At 73.7% G+C, this 16,141-nt stretch carries 15 protein-coding genes and 1 riboswitch; of the genes, 10 read left to right on the forward strand and 5 right to left on the reverse strand.

The annotated features are described in order from the left end of the window. Positions 1-131: 131 nt before the first annotated feature. Positions 132-938, forward strand: a complete 807-nt coding sequence (locus tag K7862_RS26850; protein ID WP_222967060.1) for a hypothetical protein — start codon at positions 132-134, stop codon at positions 936-938. Beyond that, positions 901-1,863: a carbohydrate kinase family protein gene (locus tag K7862_RS26855; protein ID WP_222967062.1), complete on the forward strand. Its 963-nt coding sequence runs from the start codon at positions 901-903 to the stop codon at positions 1,861-1,863. The genes K7862_RS26850 and K7862_RS26855 overlap by 38 nt, the downstream gene beginning before the upstream one ends. Before the next feature lie 235 nt (positions 1,864-2,098). Here K7862_RS26855 and K7862_RS26860 read toward each other — a convergent pair whose 3' ends face one another. From K7862_RS26860 to K7862_RS26875, 4 genes are all read right to left on the reverse strand, one after another. Then, the gene (locus K7862_RS26860) at positions 2,099-2,878 is read right to left on the reverse strand and encodes a DUF6227 family protein (protein ID WP_222967064.1); all 780 of its coding nucleotides are present in this window, start codon (positions 2,876-2,878) and stop codon (positions 2,099-2,101) included. 196 nt (positions 2,879-3,074) lie between these two features. After that, the gene (locus K7862_RS26865; RefSeq protein ID WP_222967066.1) at positions 3,075-3,326 is read right to left on the reverse strand and encodes a hypothetical protein; all 252 of its coding nucleotides are present in this window, start codon (positions 3,324-3,326) and stop codon (positions 3,075-3,077) included. Next, positions 3,323-4,462 (reverse strand): AraC family transcriptional regulator ligand-binding domain-containing protein, encoded by a 1,140-nt coding sequence (locus K7862_RS26870; protein ID WP_222967068.1) that lies wholly within the window; start codon positions 4,460-4,462, stop codon positions 3,323-3,325. Before K7862_RS26870 ends, K7862_RS26865 begins: the two co-directional genes overlap by 4 nt. A gap of 341 nt (positions 4,463-4,803) precedes the next feature. After that, a complete protein-coding gene (locus K7862_RS26875; protein WP_222967070.1) occupies positions 4,804-5,439 on the reverse strand; it encodes a TetR family transcriptional regulator in 636 nt (211 codons plus the stop codon). A gap of 103 nt (positions 5,440-5,542) precedes the next feature. Between K7862_RS26875 and K7862_RS26880 the strand changes: the two genes are divergently transcribed. After that, a complete protein-coding gene (locus K7862_RS26880; RefSeq protein ID WP_222967072.1) occupies positions 5,543-5,695 on the forward strand; it encodes a hypothetical protein in 153 nt (50 codons plus the stop codon). Positions 5,696-5,742: 47 nt separating this feature from the next. Further along, positions 5,743-6,030 (forward strand): DUF4190 domain-containing protein, encoded by a 288-nt coding sequence (locus tag K7862_RS26885; RefSeq protein WP_372461683.1) that lies wholly within the window; start codon positions 5,743-5,745, stop codon positions 6,028-6,030. Positions 6,031-6,112: 82 nt separating this feature from the next. On the opposite strand, the gene K7862_RS26890 is transcribed toward K7862_RS26885, so the two are convergent. Next, on the reverse strand, positions 6,113-7,567 hold the full coding sequence (locus K7862_RS26890) for a glycine hydroxymethyltransferase (protein WP_222967074.1): 1,455 nt from the start codon (positions 7,565-7,567) through the stop codon (positions 6,113-6,115). A gap of 22 nt (positions 7,568-7,589) precedes the next feature. Continuing rightward, a riboswitch (ZMP/ZTP riboswitch) is annotated at positions 7,590-7,682 on the reverse strand. Positions 7,683-7,842: 160 nt separating this feature from the next. Here K7862_RS26890 and K7862_RS26895 point away from each other — a divergent pair. The 6 genes from K7862_RS26895 to K7862_RS26920 all read left to right on the forward strand — a co-directional run bounded on the left by K7862_RS26895 (position 7,843) and on the right by K7862_RS26920 (position 15,971). After that, positions 7,843-8,835 carry an enoyl-CoA hydratase/isomerase family protein gene (locus K7862_RS26895; RefSeq protein WP_222967076.1) on the forward strand — a complete coding sequence of 331 codons (993 nt, stop codon included), beginning with the start codon at positions 7,843-7,845 and terminating at the stop codon, positions 8,833-8,835. Between the two features lie 114 nt (positions 8,836-8,949). Beyond that, positions 8,950-9,696, forward strand: coding sequence for a class I SAM-dependent methyltransferase (locus K7862_RS26900; RefSeq protein ID WP_222967078.1), 747 nt, complete (start codon positions 8,950-8,952; stop codon positions 9,694-9,696). 126 nt (positions 9,697-9,822) lie between these two features. After that, a complete protein-coding gene (locus K7862_RS26905) occupies positions 9,823-10,851 on the forward strand; it encodes a LacI family DNA-binding transcriptional regulator (RefSeq protein ID WP_222967080.1) in 1,029 nt (342 codons plus the stop codon). A gap of 282 nt (positions 10,852-11,133) precedes the next feature. Continuing rightward, a complete protein-coding gene (locus K7862_RS26910; RefSeq protein ID WP_222967082.1) occupies positions 11,134-13,044 on the forward strand; it encodes a ricin-type beta-trefoil lectin domain protein in 1,911 nt (636 codons plus the stop codon). A gap of 329 nt (positions 13,045-13,373) precedes the next feature. Beyond that, a complete protein-coding gene (locus tag K7862_RS26915) occupies positions 13,374-14,351 on the forward strand; it encodes a lysylphosphatidylglycerol synthase transmembrane domain-containing protein (RefSeq protein WP_308012204.1) in 978 nt (325 codons plus the stop codon). 210 nt (positions 14,352-14,561) lie between these two features. Then, positions 14,562-15,971 carry a ricin-type beta-trefoil lectin domain protein gene (locus tag K7862_RS26920; protein WP_372461684.1) on the forward strand — a complete coding sequence of 470 codons (1,410 nt, stop codon included), beginning with the start codon at positions 14,562-14,564 and terminating at the stop codon, positions 15,969-15,971. Positions 15,972-16,141: the final 170 nt, after the last annotated feature.

The following is a 16,141-nucleotide window of genomic DNA, read 5'->3' on the forward strand; positions in this document are numbered from 1 at the left end:
GCACCGCGGCCCGCGGTCCGCACGGCTGCCCGGGCCGTGCGCCTTGGCGCGGCCGGGTCCGGCCCCGGGACGACCATGGAAATCGGGGGGCGACGTGCAGGTCGGGGCGGTGATCGGGCAGAGTGGAAGGCATGTTGCCCGAGGTCCCGTCGCCGAACGACCCGCATGTGCGCCATCTGCGGCAGTTGTTCCTCGCCGTGACCACGGGGAGCTTTCTGTTCCTGATCCCCTGGATCGCCTACCTGTCCGTGAGCCTGCCGTCGCACCACGAGGTCAGCCAGTGGCGGCTGGCCTGGGTCGGGTTCGACGGGGCCCTGATCGCCGCGATCGGCTTCACCGCCTGGTGCGCCTGGCGGCGGCTGCAACTCTTCATCCCCTGGGCCATCGTCACCGCCACGCTGCTGTGCTGCGACGCCTGGTTCGACATCGTCCTGGACTGGAACAGCGACGAGCTGCTCGGCTCGGTCATCACGGCGGTCGTCGCCGAACTCCCGCTCGCCGGGCTGCTGGTGTACGTCGCGCGGAAGATGCTGCGGCTCAACGTGACCATCGCGTGGCGGCAGGCCGGGCGCGAGGGGCCGGTGCCGCCGCTGTCCCGGATGTCGTTGCTGATCCACGACCCGGAGATGCGCGGACCGCGGCGCGCGGACGACGACCGGCAGCACCCGCACCACGGTGATCCCTCCGGCGGCCGCCCGCATCCCGTCGAGCCGTCCGAGAGCGGTCCGTACTCCGCCGGGCCGTCGCGCGGCGGCCCGCGTCCCGTCGAGCCGTACCAGGACGGCTCGCACCGGTACGAACACACCGAGGACCACCACGCCCCCGGCCACCAGGCCGCCCACGATCCGTCCGACGGCGGCCCGGACGCCGGACGTCAGGACACCGACAGGGAGCAGAACGATGACGACCGCCGCCACCCGCCCCGAAGATCGGCCTGACGCCGAGCAGCCCGCCTACGACGTGCTCGTGGTCGGCGGGACCGGCGTCGACACGATCGTCCGGGTCGACGAACTGGCGCTGCCCGCCGGTGACTCGGTGGGCGTGCCGCCGATCCGCGACTACGTGGCGCACACGGGCAACGGCGTGGCCCTCGGCTTCCACGCGCTCGGCCTGGTCACCAAGTTCCTGGACTTCCTCGGGGACGACCCGCAGGGGCGGATGATCCTCGACCGGTACGCGGCGGCGGGGCTGGACTTCAGCCACCTCCCGGCGCCCGGCGGCACCCCGCGCAGCGTCAACCTGGTGGACCGGCACGGACGCCGGTTCTCCTTCTACGACGGCCGCCACCCCGAGGACCTGCGGCTGCCCCGCGAGTTCTACCTGCCGTTTCTCGCCCAGGCCCGGCACGTGCACGTCTCGCGCTCCCCGCTGGCCCAGGACGTCTTCGCCGACGCCGTCCGCCTCGGCCGTCCGGTCTCCACGGACCTGCACGCCTGGGACGGCGTCGACCCCTCGGCGCACCCCTGGGCCCACGGCGCCGACGTGGTGTTCCTCAGCGCCGCCGCCGTGGGCGAGCGCATCCCCGAGGTGATGCGGCAGATCATCGCGAACGGCCGGGCGTCACTGGTGGTCGCGACGGACGGCGCGGCGGGCTGTCGCGTGCTGGAGCGGGGCGAGCGGGAGCCGCGGTGCTTCCCCGCGGTCGTGCCGGAACGTCCCGTGGTGGACAGCAACGGCGCCGGCGACGCCTTCCTCACCGCCTTCCTGCACGCCCGGTTCGGCGGCGCGGACCTGGCGGAGTGCGTGCTGGCCGGATCGGTGAGCGGGGCGTACGCGTGCGGCAGCCACGGCACCCACGAGGAGGTCATCAGCGCGGCGGCCCTGCGGTCCGCGCTGTCCCGCGCGCGGTACGCGGAGAACTGACCGGGCGCGGCACGACGGGCCCTCGGGGTTCGTCCGCGGCTCCGAGGTGATTCCCCCCGGACGCGACGGCCGTGCGAGCCCGGCTCCGCCGGAGGACGAGCGGGCGACGAGGCGGGGTGCGGCGGGGGACGAGGGCGGTGCGAGCCGGGCTCCGGCGGAGGGCGGGCGGGGCGGCGAGCGCGGCCCGGACCCCGGCCCGCACGCGCGTCGCGTCCGGCCGCCGTCGAGGCGTCCGCTACCCGGCCTCGATCCGCCGTACAGCCGTGTCCAGCGCGGCGTCCCGGGTGACGTACACCTCGCACACCGGGTCGCCGCTCGGCGTACGCGTGTGGTCGATCTCCCACAGGCTCAGCTCGCTGCCGTCCAGCAGCAGGAAGGCGTGCTCGTACAGCGCCCACGACACCGGCCGGCCGGCCACCACGGCACTGCGCCGGGTCACGATGCTGATGTCGTGCGCGATGGCGTCGCGCAGCCTGGCCAGCACCTCGGGGCCGGGGGCGCCCGGGTTGGCGGCGCGGCGCAGCAGCCGCCAGGCGTGCTCCGGGGAGTCCCCCTCGGGGTAGACCCGGCGGTACGCCTCCTCGCCCCGCGCCTCGGGAACCTCGGGGGCCGGGGTGAGCGGCGGCAGTTCGCCGGGTCCCGGCGCCGGTCCGAACACCACGTCGACGTCCCACTCGGCGAGGGCCAGGTTCTCCCGGTCGGTGAACACCGCGTGCTCCACCCGCCCGCCGGGACCGGTGTTGTGCTCCAGTTCCCACACCACCCGCACCCCGCCGTCCGGCAGCAGGAAGCTGTGGCGGAACGTGCGGCGGTCCATCCGGCGCGGCGGGCCCTTGGTGTGCCGGCAGGACTGCAGGCCGCAGTGGTGCATCAGCGCCGACCGCACGCCCGCCAACTGCCGTGTCGCGCGGGCACCGTTGGCCGCACGGGACAGGAGCCCGGCGAGCTGGTCCGAGGGAGTGCCGCCGGACCGCTCGACGTGCGACCGTGCCGTTCCCGCGGGCTCCTCGTCCATCCGGCCCTCCCGGTCGTGCCGACGACTCCCGTGTGGCGACTCAGGGTAGTAGCGCGGTCGCCGATTGCACCCGCGATCGCCTGGATTCCCCGGCGCGCACCGTCGTCCACGCGCCCCCGCCCCGCACGGAGCCGGTGGACCGGGCGGGTGCGGCCGCACCCCCCCCGAGGCGGCACGCGCCGTGCGCGGCTCCCGGTCAGGCGCCCGCGCCGTCCGCACCGGTACGGTCACCGCCGGCAGAGTCCGCGTGCGGCTCCCTGACCGGTGTCACGGCCGCTGCCCCGCCGGGGCAGGGGAACGGCGTGCCGCACCGCGCGCAGGCCGCGGCCGAGCGGTCCTCGCGCATCGCGCCGCACTCGTCGCAGACCTGCTCCAGCCAGCAGACCGGGTCGCCGCCCTCCGTCACGCCGTCGTCATGGCGCCGCGGCGCCCGCTGCTCGTCGGTCATGATGCCTCCGCCTGCCCCTCGGGTCGTCCGCGGTCGTGCCGCCGCTCTCCATCCTGGCCCGGGCCGGCCCTCCCGGCGTCCTCCCGTCCCCGCGCCGCGTCCCAGCGGTGCATGGCGCGCCTCAGCGAGCGCGACTCGGCGAAGCCCAGCCGGGCGGCGCGGGCCTCCGGGCCGGTCTCCAGGGCGTGCAGTCCCGCGGCCTGGTCGCGGCGCACCGCGTCCAGTTCGGCCCGCCAGGTGGTGCCCGACGCGCCCAGCCGCCGCTGCAGGGTCCGGGGGCTCACCGAGAGCTGCCGGGCCGCCTCGGCCAGGGACGGCCTGCCGTCCGGGAGCTGGCCGGCGATCACCTCGCGAAGACCGGGCACGGCCTGCGGCCGGGCCTCCCGCGGGGCGGGCAGCGAGGCGGCCGTGCGCCGGATGATGGCGGCGAGCGCGGGGTCCGCGGTCACCAGCGGCCGCTCCAGGTCGCGGCGGTGCAGGGTGAACGCGTCCCGCTCCGCGCCGAACTGGAGGTCCGCCGCGCCGAACGCGGCCCGGTGCGCGGCACTGTGCGCCGGCGCCCGGTGGGCGAAGGTCACCCGCCGGGGCGCGAACGCGGACCCGGTGGCGTGCCGCACCTGAGCCGTGACGACGGCCAGCGAGAACTCGGCGACCACGGCCCGCAGCCGGTCGTCGCCGTGGCGCACCGCGTAGGTGACGGTCACCTCGTCGCCGGACTCCTCCGTCGTCAGCAGGGAGTTGCTGCTCACCAGATGGATGTTCGCCCCCACCTGCGCCAGACCCTCGCCGAGGGTCGATGCGGTGAGCAGGAGGTAGTCGAACAGGTCCAGCCGCCCCGGCCGGTAGGCGCCGGCGGCCAGCAGCCCGGCGTCCGTCCGCCCGGTGCGGGCCAGCACCTCGGCCCAGAGCCGGTAGGTGTTCGGCGACGGCGTGCGGGCGGTCTCCGGCGCGGTCAGCGCACGGGGCATCCCCGCGGCTCGTACGAGGCGTTCCGCTTCCTCCTCCCCGCGGGAGGAGGCGGTCGCGATGAAGCGGGGGACGACGACGCTCTCGGTGTACACCGGTACGGGAACCGGATCGTCCTGCCACGGGCCCGAGGCGCCCGGAGAGTCGTCGATCGGCTCTGCGGGGAGCATGCCGGCACCTCCGGCGGTCGGTGGGCGCGGCGTACCGGAGCCGGCCGGTCCGCCGCGGTGGTCGGTCTCGCAGCCTACGCGTGAACTGGCGCGTTGCGTCCCGCGGGTGGCACGTTCCGTCCTGGATTCCGCTTCCGGGCGGGGGGAAGATCGTGGCACGGCGCGCCACGCGTGCCGCTGCCGCCCGCCTGGGGGGAGCACGGGGGAACCAGCGGGAAGCGGGGGAGAGCCGGTGCGGGCCGAGGCCGTCCGCACCGGCTCCCGGTCGTGCGCGCGGCGGTTGGGCGCACGGCGGTCGTGCGCGCGGCAGTTGGGTGCGACACGCCCCCCGGTGCGGCCCATCAGCCCTGCTCGTCCAGCCAGTGCGCACGGCCGATGCTGATGATCCGCATCCGCAGCCGCGCGGCGTGCGTTATCCGCCTCCGTGCCGCGTCGTCGTCGGGCTCCGCCTCGAGGAACGCCGCCGCGGTCATCACCATGTGGTCGACGTACAGTTCGGCCAGCACGCGCAGGTCGCCCGGCGACCAGCCGGCCGACGCGGGCTGCGTGGCCAGCCCCACCGCCACCTCGTCGGCGAACCGGTGCAGTTCGGCCGCGATGGCCTCCCGCACGGCGCGCACCCCGCCGTACCGCTCGCGGGCGATGAAGCGGATGTGCGGCCGGTGCTCCGCGACGTACCGCTCGGTGACGGCGACCGTGCGGTCGATGATGTCCCCGGAGTCGGTGGTCTCCGCCATCACCGCCCGGATCACCGCGTGCAGGCTGCCCAGCGATTCGCCGACGAGCGCCACGCCGAGGTCCGCCATGTCGGGGAAGTGCCGGTAGAAGGCCGCGGGCGAGACGCCGACCGCCCGGGTGAGCTCACGCAGGCCCAGGCTGCTGAGGTTCTGGTGCTCCAGCAGCCGCAACCCGGCGTCCAGCAGGGCCTGCCGGGTCTGCTGCTTCTGGGCCTGGCGGACCCCGGAAGTGTGACTCATGTCATTCAGTAAACAACCGTTCGCCGACTTTCGCCACCGTAGACTGAGGAAGTCAGTGAACAACTGTCATCCGAAACCTCAACTCCTCGGAGGTGCAGCCGATATGAGCCTCGTCGTCCTCCTGCTGGGCATGGGCATCCTGATGGGCGCCGCCGCCCACACCTCGCTCACCGTCTTCACCGTCGCGGCCGCCGCCATCGCGCTGTGGCTGGCCGGCTTCGCGGTCCGCGAGCGCATCGGCCGCCACCGCGGCTGACGCGGCCCACCGTCCGTCCACCCCGACAGTTCCGGGAAAGGAACACCGTGAACACCGCAGCCCACCCGGTCGCGACCGGCACACCGGCCGCGCAGAAGTCCACCCGTGACGCCGACGGCATGGCCGTCGCCTCGTTCCTGCTCGGCGTGCCGGGCCTGCTGGTCCTCAACCTGGTCCTCGGCCCGGCCGCCATCGTGCTGGCCGCCGTCGCCCTCAGCCGCGGCACCGCCCGGCGCGGCCGCGCCCTGCTCGGCATGGTCCTGGGCGTCGCCGACCTGGTCGTCCTGGTGGCGCTCACCATCGCCAACCACGGCGTCATCTGGTCCTTCAGTTGACGGCGGTCGGGCCGGGAGCCGTCGCCCCGGCCGGACCGCCCGTCAGGCCGTGTCAGGTCGTGTCAGGCCGTGCCGGATCGCGTCAGCTCAGGTCGATGCCCGGGTAGAGCGGGAAGCCCGTCAGCAGGTCCGCCGCGCGCCGCGCGACCTGGTCGGCCACCGCGGCGTCCAGGACGTGATGGGCCTTCGACAGACCGCCCTTGGCCGCCGGCGCCGCGGACGTCGCGGTGAGCACGGTGTCGATCAGCCCGGCGATCTCGTCCATCTCCGCCGTGCCCAGCCCGCGCGTGGTCAGCGCCGGGGTGCCGATCCGGATGCCCGAGGTGTACCAGGCGCCGTTCGGGTCCTGCGGGATCGCGTTCCGGTTGGTGACGATGCCGGCGTCCAGCAGCGCGGCCTCCGCCTGGCGCCCCGTCAGCCCGTAACCGGAGACGTCGATCAGCACCAGGTGGTTGTCGGTGCCGCCGGTCACCAGTCGGCCGCCGCGCTTGAGCAGCCCCTCGGCCAGCGCCTTCGCGTTGTCGACGATGGCCTGCGCGTACATGCCGAACTCGGGCCGGGAGGCCTCCGCGAGCGCCACCGCCTTGGCCGCCATCACGTGCGGCAGCGGGCCGCCCAGCACCATCGGGCAGCCGCGGTCCACGTGCTCGGCCAGTTCCGCGTCGCACATCACCAGGCCGCCGCGCGGGCCGCGCAGCGACTTGTGCGTGGTCGTGGTGACGATGTTGGCGTGCGGCACCGGGTCGAAGTCCCCGGTCAGCACCTTGCCCGCGACCAGGCCCGCGAAGTGCGCCATGTCGACCATCAGCGTGGCGCCGACCTCGTCGGCGATCTCGCGCATGATGCGGAAGTTCACCAGGCGCGGGTAGGCGGAGTAGCCCGCCACGATGATCAGCGGGCGGAACTCGCGGGCCGTCGCGCGCAGCGCGTCGTAGTCCAGCAGCCCGGTGGCCGGGTCGGTGCCGTAGCTGCGCTGGTCGAACATCTTGCCCGAGATGTTGGGCCGGAAGCCGTGTGTGAGGTGGCCGCCGGCGTCCAGCGACATGCCGAGCATCCGCTGGTTGCCGAAGTCGGCCCGGAGCCGCGCCCAGTCCTGCTCCGACATGTCGTTGACCTGCCGGACCCCGGCCTTCGCCAGCGCCGGGCTCTCCACCCGCTGCGACAGCACGGCCCAGAAGGCCACCAGGTTCGCGTCGATGCCCGAGTGCGGCTGGGCGTAGGCGTGCGCGGCGCCGAAGACCGTGCGGGCGTGCTCGGCGGCGAGCGCCTCGACGGTGTCCACGTTGCGGCAGCCGGCGTAGAAGCGGCGGCCGACCGTGCCCTCGGCGTACTTGTCGCTGAACCAGTTGCCCATCGCGAGCAGCACGGCGGGGGAGGCGTAGTTCTCGCTGGCGATCAGCTTGAGCATCTCGCGCTGGTCGGCCAGTTCCTGGGCGATGGCGTCCGCCACACGCGGCTCCACGCCGCGGACGACGTCCAGTGCGCTGCGGAAGGCCACCGACTCGGTGCTGTACGGGCCGGACGCGGACTCTGCCATGGCAGTCCTCCTGGGTAGGCATCGGGACGGCCCAGGCGCACGGCACTCGGTGAAGGGACACGAGCCGCTCCCCGATGGTTGACCCCATCCCAGCGCGCCAGTCACGGCTCGCCGCGAGCATAGCAACGCCGGGACCAGGGCGGCGAGCGCTTCCGCCCCTCGGGACGGCGTGGCGGAACGGCCGGAGGCGGGTGTTTGGATGGGGGGTGAACCGACCGTCCGGCCGGGCCCGCGCACCCGGCGCGGCCGGCCGCCGACCGACCGCCTGGAGTGCCATGGACACCACCGCCCCGCCCGTGACCACCCGCGTCGTCGCGGGCACCGGGGTGATCGCCCTGGACCGGCCGGGCGCGCTGAACGCCCTCGACCTGACCATGGTGCGGCTGATGACGGACGCCCTGATGCGCTGGCGGGACGACGACGGCGTCCGTTCCGTCCTGGTGGTCAGCACCTCCCCGAAGGCGTTCTGCGCCGGCGGCGACATACGGGCCATGCGGGACGCCGGGATGCGCGGCGACGACGCGGCGGTCACCGCGTACTTCTCCTCCGAGTACGCGCTCAACGCGCTCATCGCGGACTATCCCAAGCCCTACACCGCGCTCGTCGACGGCTTCGCGATGGGCGGCGGTATGGGCATCTCGGTGCACGGCTCGGCCCTGGTGGTCACCGAGCGGGCGACGCTGGCCATGCCGGAGACCGCGATCGGCTTCTTCCCCGACATCGGCGCCAGCCACTTCCTGCCGCGGCTGCCCGGTGCGGTCGGCTGGTACCTCGGCCTGACCGGCGCGCGGATCTCGGCCGAGGCCGCGGTGGAGTGCGGGCTCGCCACGCACTACGTGCCCGCCGCCGACCTGCCGTCCCTGCAGGCCGCGCTCACCGGCGCGGACGACCCGGAGGCCGTGCTGAAGCGGTTCGCCGCCGTCGCGCCGCCGTCCGAGCTGACCGCGCACCGCGAGGCGATCGCCCGCTGCTTCGGCGCCCCGGACCTGGCGGCGGTCGGCGCCCGGCTGGCGGCCGAGCGGGAGGACCGGGAATGGGCGCGGGGGACGCTGGAGGTGCTGCGCCGGGCCTCGCCGATGAGCCTGCGGATCACGTTCGAGGTGCTGCGGGCGGGTGCGGTGGACGGCCTGGAGGGCTGCCTGGCGCGCGAACTGGAACTCTCCAGGGCGACCGCGCGTGAGCCGGACTTCCACGAGGGCGTGCGGGCGCTGCTGGTGGACAAGGACCGCAATCCTTCCTGGTCACCCGGTGAGCCGTCCGTCATCTGAGACGCCGATTTCAAGATGCGGACGACCGGCGTACCGTGGCCGGACAACCCGCCCGTCACGGGCGGGATCTGACGACGCGTGCCGGACGACGGTGTGCCGGCCGATTGGAGCGCCATGCCCCGCGAGTGGGACGCCAGGACCTACGACTCCCTGCCGCTGCCGCACCTCGGCTGGGGGCGCCGCACGCTGGCCCGGCTGCCGCTGCGCGGCGACGAGCGGGTGCTCGACGCGGGCTGCGGCACCGGGCGCGACACCGTCGGCCTGCTGGACCGGCTGCCCGCAGGGGGCGTGGTGGCGCTGGACGGCTCGGTGCGCATGCTGGACCAGCTCCGCGAGCGGCTGGCCGGCCGGCTGGACCGGGTCGAGGTGGTCCTGGCCGACCTGACCAGCCCGCCGCTGCCCTTCGAGGGCGAGGTGGACGCCGTGTTCAGCGTGGCCGCCTTCCACTGGGTCGAGGACCACGCGGCGCTCTTCCGCACGCTGGCCGCCCGCATGCGCCCGGGTGCCCGGCTGGTGAGCGACTGCGGCGGGCGCGGCAACATCGCGGCGGTCAACGCCGCGGTGGCCGAGGTGCGCGGCACCACGCCCGGCGGCTGGGAGTTCGCCGGCGTTGAGGACACCCGGCAGCGGCTGGCGGACGCCGGTTTCACGGACGTCGAGGTGTCCCTGCGCCCCGACCCGGCGCGGTTCGAGCCCGGCGAGCAGCTGGAGTCGTTCCTCGCCACGGTGATCCTCGGCGCCGAGCTGGACGGCATGCCGGACGACGAGCACGAGCCGTTCGTGAAGGCGGTCGCCGGGCGGCTGGCCGAGCCCGTGGTGGACTACGTGCGCCTGGAGATCTCGGCCACCCGGGCCGGCTGAGCCGGGCGCCCGGAACGGCCGGGTGCCCGCTGCCGCGAACCGGCCGGGCGGCGGCGGCAGGGACGCGCGCAGGGGTTCCGCCCTTCGCTCTGCCACGGCCGGTGCGGCGTTGTTACGGTGTGCGCCATGAGTCCGCGCAAGCGCCCGACCATCGCCGACATCGCCGCGGCGGCCGGTGTCTCCAAGGGTGCGGTGTCCTATGCGCTCAACGGCAAGGCGGGGGTGTCGGCCCAGACCCGGGCGCGCATAGTGGAACTCGCCGCGCGGATGGGCTGGCACCCCAGCAGCGCGGCCCGCGCCCTGTCGGACGGCCGCGCGGGCGCCGTCGGCCTGGTGGTGGACCGGCCGGCCTGGGTGCTGGGCATCGAGCCGTTCTTCATGCAGCTCATCTCCGGCGTCGAGGCCGGGCTCGCCGGCACCGGTACCGCCCTGCTGCTCCAGGTCACCGAGGACGCGAGCGCCGAGGAGGCCGCCTACCGCCGCTGGTGGGGCGAGCGCCGGGTGGACGGCGTGCTGCTGGTGGACCTGCGCGACGACGACCCGCGGATCGGGCTGGTGTCCGAACTCGGCCTGCCCGCCGTGGTGGTGGGCAACGCCGTCGGGACGCCGGGGGTGCCCTCGGTGTGGATCGAGGACGGCGCCGCCGTCCGCGAGACCCTGGCGTATCTGGCGGCGCTGGGCCACCGCAGGATCGCGCGGGTGGCCGGGCCCGCGCACTTCGTCCACACCCGCGAGCGCGGCGAGGTCTTCGACGTGTGCGCGGCCGAACTCTCCCTGCCGGGAGTCGACTGCGTCTTCACCGACTACTCCGGCGAGGACGGTGCCCGGGCCACCCGCCGGCTCCTTTCCGGGCCCGTCCGGCCCACCGCGATCGTCTACGACAACGACGTCATGACCGTGGCCGCGCTCAGCGTGGCGCAGGAGATGGGTGTCTCCGTGCCCGGCGAACTGTCCCTGGTGGCCTGGGACGACAGCGAGTTGTGCCGGCTGGTGCACCCCGCGCTCACCGCCGTCAGCCGACGCGTCCCGGAGCACGGCCGCAGGGCGGCGGGCGCGCTGCTGGCCCTGCTGGACGGCGGGGAGGCGCCGGACGTCCGGCTGGACCCGCCGGTGCTGGTGCCGCGCGGCAGCACCGCCCCCGTCGTCCGGCGCTGAGCCGGCCCCCTCGCGCCGGCCGGCCGCCCCGCGCTGTCCCAACACGCAGTGCCGCAGCCCTGTTTCACGATGTTTCAGACGGCCGATCCCTGTGCGATGCCTTGACGGCCCTGATCCGCCCGAGTTAAATCACGACACGATATAAGGCGTGAAACAAGTAGTGAAACAAGCGTGCAGACCCCCTCGCTGCACGGTCGTCAGCACGTCACGCCCTGTTCGGACATGTCAGGCCCATGCCAGTCCTATGTCGTTTCGGCGACATGCCGAGAAAGGCAGCGACCCATGAGAGCAGCACACCGCCCGGGCGGGAGCAGAACCCGTCTGCGGCGCGGCGTCCTCGGTGTGGTGACGGCCGCGGCTGCGGCCATCGCCCCCGTCCTGGCCGACCCGGCCACCGCGCACGCCGCGGGGGAGAGCGTCCAGGTCTACCTGACCACCACCAACGACTCCGGCGGCCGCAACGTCGTCCAGGGCCTGGCCCAGCAGACGCCGCTGACGTTCGCGTCGGGCACCGGCGGCTCGGGCGCCAACGTCACCGTGGACGAGGGCACCACGTACCAGCAGTTCACCGGCGCCGGGGCGTCGTTCACCGACACCGCCGCGTGGCTGATGAACTCCAGCGGCGCCCTGTCGGCCAGTACCCGCAACAGCGTCATGCAGAAGCTCTTCGACCCGGTCAACGGCATCGGGATCGACTTCCTGCGCAACCCGATGGGCGCCTCGGACCTCGCCCGCTACAGCTACACCTACGACGACATGCCGGCCGGCCAGACCGACCCGAGCCTGTCCCACTTCTCCATCGCCCACGACCAGGCCGACGTGCTGCCGCTGACCAAGCAGGCCAAGCAGCTCAACCCGAGCCTGAAGGTGATGGGGACCCCGTGGACCCCGCCGCCGTGGATGAAGGACAACGGCAGCTACATCCAGGGCTGGCTGCAGTCGCAGTACTACGCGGCCTACGCGCAGTACTTCGTGAAGTACCTCCAGGCCTACCAGGCCGCCGGTGTGCCGATCGACTACGTCAGCGCCCAGAACGAGCCCACGGTCGGCGGGGACTACCCCGGCGCCAACTGGAACGGCTCCGGACTGGCGTACTTCACCAAGACCGACCTGCTGCCCGCGCTGCACGCGGCCGGACTGTCGACCAAGGTGCTCGCGCTGGACTGGAACTGGGACAGCTACGACAGCTATGCCGCCCCGACCGTCACCGACGCCTCGGTCCGCAACGACCCGAACTTCGGCGGCGTCGCCTGGCACGGCTACGAGGGCAACGTCGCGGAGCAGACCACGATCCACAACCAGTACCCCTCGCTGCCCGCCTTCGACACCGAGCACTCCGGTGGCACCTGGATCGGCAACCAGCAGAAGGAGGACATGGAGAACCTGATCGACTACACCCGCAACTGGGGCCAGAGCTGGGTCAAGTGGAGCCTGGCGGTGGACCAGAACATGGGCCCGCACAACGGCGGCTGCGGCACCTGCACCGGCCTGATCACCGTGCACAACGGTGACAGCCGCAGCGGGCAGGTCGACTACACGGTCGAGTACTACACGATGGGCCACCTCACGAAGTTCGTGAAGCCGGGCGCCACCCGCATCGCGTCCACCGACAACTCCACGATCCGCAACGTCGCGTGGAAGAACCCCGACGGCTCCAAGGCGCTCATCGCCTACAACGAGTCCTCCTCCGCCCAGCAGGTGCGGGTCAACTGGGGCAACGAGAACTTCTCCTACACCCTGCCCGGCGGCGCGTCGGCGACGTTCACCTGGGCCGGCACCCAGGGGAGCGGCGGCGGAGGCGGTGGCGGCCACACCGGCACCATCACCGGCTACGGCGGCAAGTGCGTGGACGTCGCCGGCGGCAACAGCGCCAACGGCACCGCCGTCCAGCTCTACGACTGCAACGGCACGGCCGCCCAGCAGTGGACCGCCTCGGGCACCACCCTGCAGGCGCTGGGCAAGTGCATGGACGTGGCCTCCGCCGGGACCGCCAACGGCACCCAGGTGCAGCTCTACGACTGCAACGGCACCGGGTCCCAGGTGTGGACCCGGGGTGCCAACAACAGCCTGGTCAACCCGCAGTCGGGCAGATGCCTGGACGCGACCGGGCCGAGTTCGGCCAACGGCACCCGGCTGCAGATCTGGGACTGCACCGGAGCGGCCAACCAGCAGTGGACGGCGCCCGCCGCCTGATCCACTGCCCCCTGAACGGCCCCGGTGGCCCTCTCACCGCCGGCGGCCGCGCTGAAGGAAGCCGTCGCCGGCCCGCGCGCGCGGGCCGGCGACGCGGCGCGCGCACCCGGTCGGCGCCATGACGTGCCCCGCAGCGGGACAGCCGTCCGGCGCGTCCGGGCGACCGCGTGACGCCCCGCCGGCGGCCTGACGGGCCGTGGGAAACCGTTTGGTCGACGGAAGTTCGGCAGAGCGTTGACCCATATGGGTGTGCATCGGTGGGAACGCTGCCTGACGTGCACCTACTCTGGTCGGACCGTCCCGTTCCCCGTCGCGGCGAGGAGTCCCCCGTGTCCATCGCGCGCACCGAAACCCTTCTCTGGCAGCGCGCCTCGGTGCGGTCCGCGATCGTCATGCTGCCGCTGGTCGTCGTCGCCGTCGTGGTGGCGAGCAACTGGGAGCTGATCGGCTCCAGCGCCGGCCGGCTGGGCGAGGCCGATCGGGAGTGGCTCGTCGTGTCCGGTGTGGCCGCGTTCCTGACCTGGGTCTGCGCGGCCACCGCGCAGCAGGGCGCGGTGGTGGAGACGCTGCCGCCCGGACGGCTGCTGGCCGCGCAGTTCGCCGCGTCCGCGGCCAACCACGTCCTGCCGGCCGGGGTCGGGGGCAACGCCGTCAACCTCCGCTTCCTGGTGCGCCGCGGTCTGTCGCCGACCCGGTCGGTGGCCGCGCTCGCGGTGCGGGCGTGTGCGACGGTCATCGGCCGGCTGGTGCTGCTGGGGGCCGTCCTCGCGTTCTTCCCCGGTGCCCTGCACATCCGCCGTGTCATCGCGGGCGGTCCCGGCATGCCCGCGCACCCGCTGGTGATCGCGCTGACGGCGGCCGCGGTGCTCACCGGCGCCTACGTGCTGACGCGGTGCGCGCGCCGGATGCGCGAGCGGCTGCGCGCCTTCCTGGCCTCGGTCGCCACGGACGTGCGCACGCTGCACGCCAACCGGGCCCGGATCGCGGCTCTGTGGGGCGGGGCGCTGGCGTTCCCCGCGATGCACGCGGCGGTCGTGGTCGCGGTGATGCGGGCGGTGCACGCGCCGGTCCCGGTCAGTGGCGTCGTCGCGGCCTACCTGTGCGCCAGCACGGCGGCGGGCTGGATGCCCACCCCGGCCGGTCTCGGCTCGCTGGACGCGGCCCTGGCGCTGGCCCTGGTGACCGCGGGGGCCTCCGTGGTGGCGGCGACCTCCGCGGTGCTCGGGTACCGCCTGGTCACCACCTGGCTGCCGTTGATCCCGGGGGTCGTGGTGCTGGTGGTGCTGATGCGTTGCAGGCAACTTTAGGTACGGACCTTTGCCGGAAGTATTGACGGCCCTGCTCCACCGCATTTAAATCACGTCCTGAACTAAGACGTGACGTAAGTCCCCCGCGGATCCCCGGCGACCCCACGCGACCGCCGCGTTCCCGAATCTGTCAGGGGCATGACCTCAGCGTGCCTCCCCGCACGGCCTTGCCCGGCTCCATCCGTCGTTCCCCCACCGAGGAGACCCGTCGTGTCGGAACCAGCCACCCCCCGGCGCCCGCGCCCCCGCCCGCTCGCCCTGCTCGCCTGCGCCCTGGCGGGCGGCATCGTCGTCGGCACCCTCGGTGTCACCCAGGCGTCCGGCGCCGACCCCGCCGGCGCGATCACCGGCTACGGCGGCAAGTGCGTCGACGTCGCCGCCGCGAACAGCGCCAACGGCACCGCCGTGCAGCTCTACGACTGCAACGGCACCAACGCCCAGACCTGGACGGTGAGTTCGGACGGCACGCTGCGGGCGCTAGGCAAGTGCATGGACGTCACCGCCGCCGGCACCGCCAACGGCACCACGATCCAGCTCTACGACTGCAACGGCACCGCCGCGCAGAAGTGGACCGCGTCCGGCGGCCAGCTCGTCAACACCGGCTCCGGCCGCTGCCTCGACGCCACGGGCCCCAGCTCCGCCAACGGCACCCGCCTGCAGATCTGGGACTGCACCGGCGGCGCCAACCAGAAGTGGACGCTGCCCACCGGCGGAGGCACCACCCCGCCGCCCGGCGGCGGAGTGCAGGCGGTCGCGCCGTACCTCTACAACGGCTGGGGCAACCCGCCGGACCCCACCACGATCATGAACGCCACCGGCGTCAAATGGTTCACCCTCGCCTTCGTGCTCAGCAACGGCTACTGCAACCCCCAGTGGGACGGCGGCCGCGCGCTGACCGGCGGCGTCGACCAGAACACCATCGCCAAGGTCCGGGCGGCCGGCGGCGACGTGGTGCCCTCCTTCGGCGGCTACAGCGGCAACAAGCTGGAGTCCTCCTGCTCCAGCGCCGGCGAACTGGCCGCCGCCTACCAGAAGGTGATCAGCGCCTACGGGCTCAAGGCCATCGACATCGACATCGAGGCGGACGCCTACAGCAACGGCACCGTCCAGCAGCGCACGGTCGACGCGCTGAAGACCGTCAAGGCCGGCAACCCGGGCCTGGCCGTCTACGTCACCATCGGCACCGGCCAGACCGGCCCCGACACCAGCCTGATCAACCGCGCCGCCTCCTCCGGGCTCACCGTCGACGCCTGGACGATCATGCCGTTCGACTTCGGCGGCGCGGGCAAGAACATGGGCAACCTCACCACGCAGGCCGCCGAGGGCCTGAAGAACGCGCTGAAGAGCGCCTACGGATACAGCGACGACACGGCGTACCGGCACAGCGGCATCTCGTCGATGAACGGCATCACCGACGGCAGCAACCCCGAGACCGTCACCGTCGCCGACTTCCGCACCATCCTCGCCTACGCCCAGGCCCACCACCTGGCCCGGCTGACCTTCTGGTCCGCCAACCGGGACCGGCCGTGCCCCGGCGCCTACCCCAACGACGACACCTGCTCGGGCGTGTCCCAGAACGCCTGGGACTTCACCCGCACCTTCGCCCAGTACACCGGCTGAGACCCGGCCGGACCCACCGGGAGAGGACTCTCCGCTCCCCGGCCGTGCACCATGGTTCCCGCGATGCAACCATGCTGCGGCCGGGGAGCGGAGGTGTGTTCGGTGACAGGGATACCGGGTCAGGCGGGTGGCCGGCCGGGGGGTCGGCCGCGCGGTCGGACGGGAGACCA

The organism is Actinacidiphila acidipaludis (assembly GCF_019890725.1).
Lineage (GTDB): Bacteria > Actinomycetota > Actinomycetes > Streptomycetales > Streptomycetaceae > Actinacidiphila > Actinacidiphila acidipaludis.

Coding starts and splice junctions, on each gene's coding strand:
- K7862_RS26880 (WP_222967072.1), top strand. CDS start 5,543: ATGAGCCTCGTCGTCCTCCTGCTGGGCATGGGCATCCTGATGGGCGCC.
- K7862_RS26905 (WP_222967080.1), top strand. CDS start 9,823: ATGAGTCCGCGCAAGCGCCCGACCATCGCCGACATCGCCGCGGCGGCC.
- K7862_RS26870 (WP_222967068.1), bottom strand. CDS start 4,462: ATGCTCCCCGCAGAGCCGATCGACGACTCTCCGGGCGCCTCGGGCCCG.
- K7862_RS26855 (WP_222967062.1), top strand. CDS start 901: ATGACGACCGCCGCCACCCGCCCCGAAGATCGGCCTGACGCCGAGCAG.
- K7862_RS26890 (WP_222967074.1), bottom strand. CDS start 7,567: ATGGCAGAGTCCGCGTCCGGCCCGTACAGCACCGAGTCGGTGGCCTTC.
- K7862_RS26850 (WP_222967060.1), top strand. CDS start 132: ATGTTGCCCGAGGTCCCGTCGCCGAACGACCCGCATGTGCGCCATCTG.
- K7862_RS26865 (WP_222967066.1), bottom strand. CDS start 3,326: ATGACCGACGAGCAGCGGGCGCCGCGGCGCCATGACGACGGCGTGACG.
- K7862_RS26910 (WP_222967082.1), top strand. CDS start 11,134: ATGAGAGCAGCACACCGCCCGGGCGGGAGCAGAACCCGTCTGCGGCGC.
- K7862_RS26900 (WP_222967078.1), top strand. CDS start 8,950: ATGCCCCGCGAGTGGGACGCCAGGACCTACGACTCCCTGCCGCTGCCG.
- K7862_RS26875 (WP_222967070.1), bottom strand. CDS start 5,439: ATGAGTCACACTTCCGGGGTCCGCCAGGCCCAGAAGCAGCAGACCCGG.
- K7862_RS26895 (WP_222967076.1), top strand. CDS start 7,843: ATGGACACCACCGCCCCGCCCGTGACCACCCGCGTCGTCGCGGGCACC.
- K7862_RS26860 (WP_222967064.1), bottom strand. CDS start 2,878: ATGGACGAGGAGCCCGCGGGAACGGCACGGTCGCACGTCGAGCGGTCC.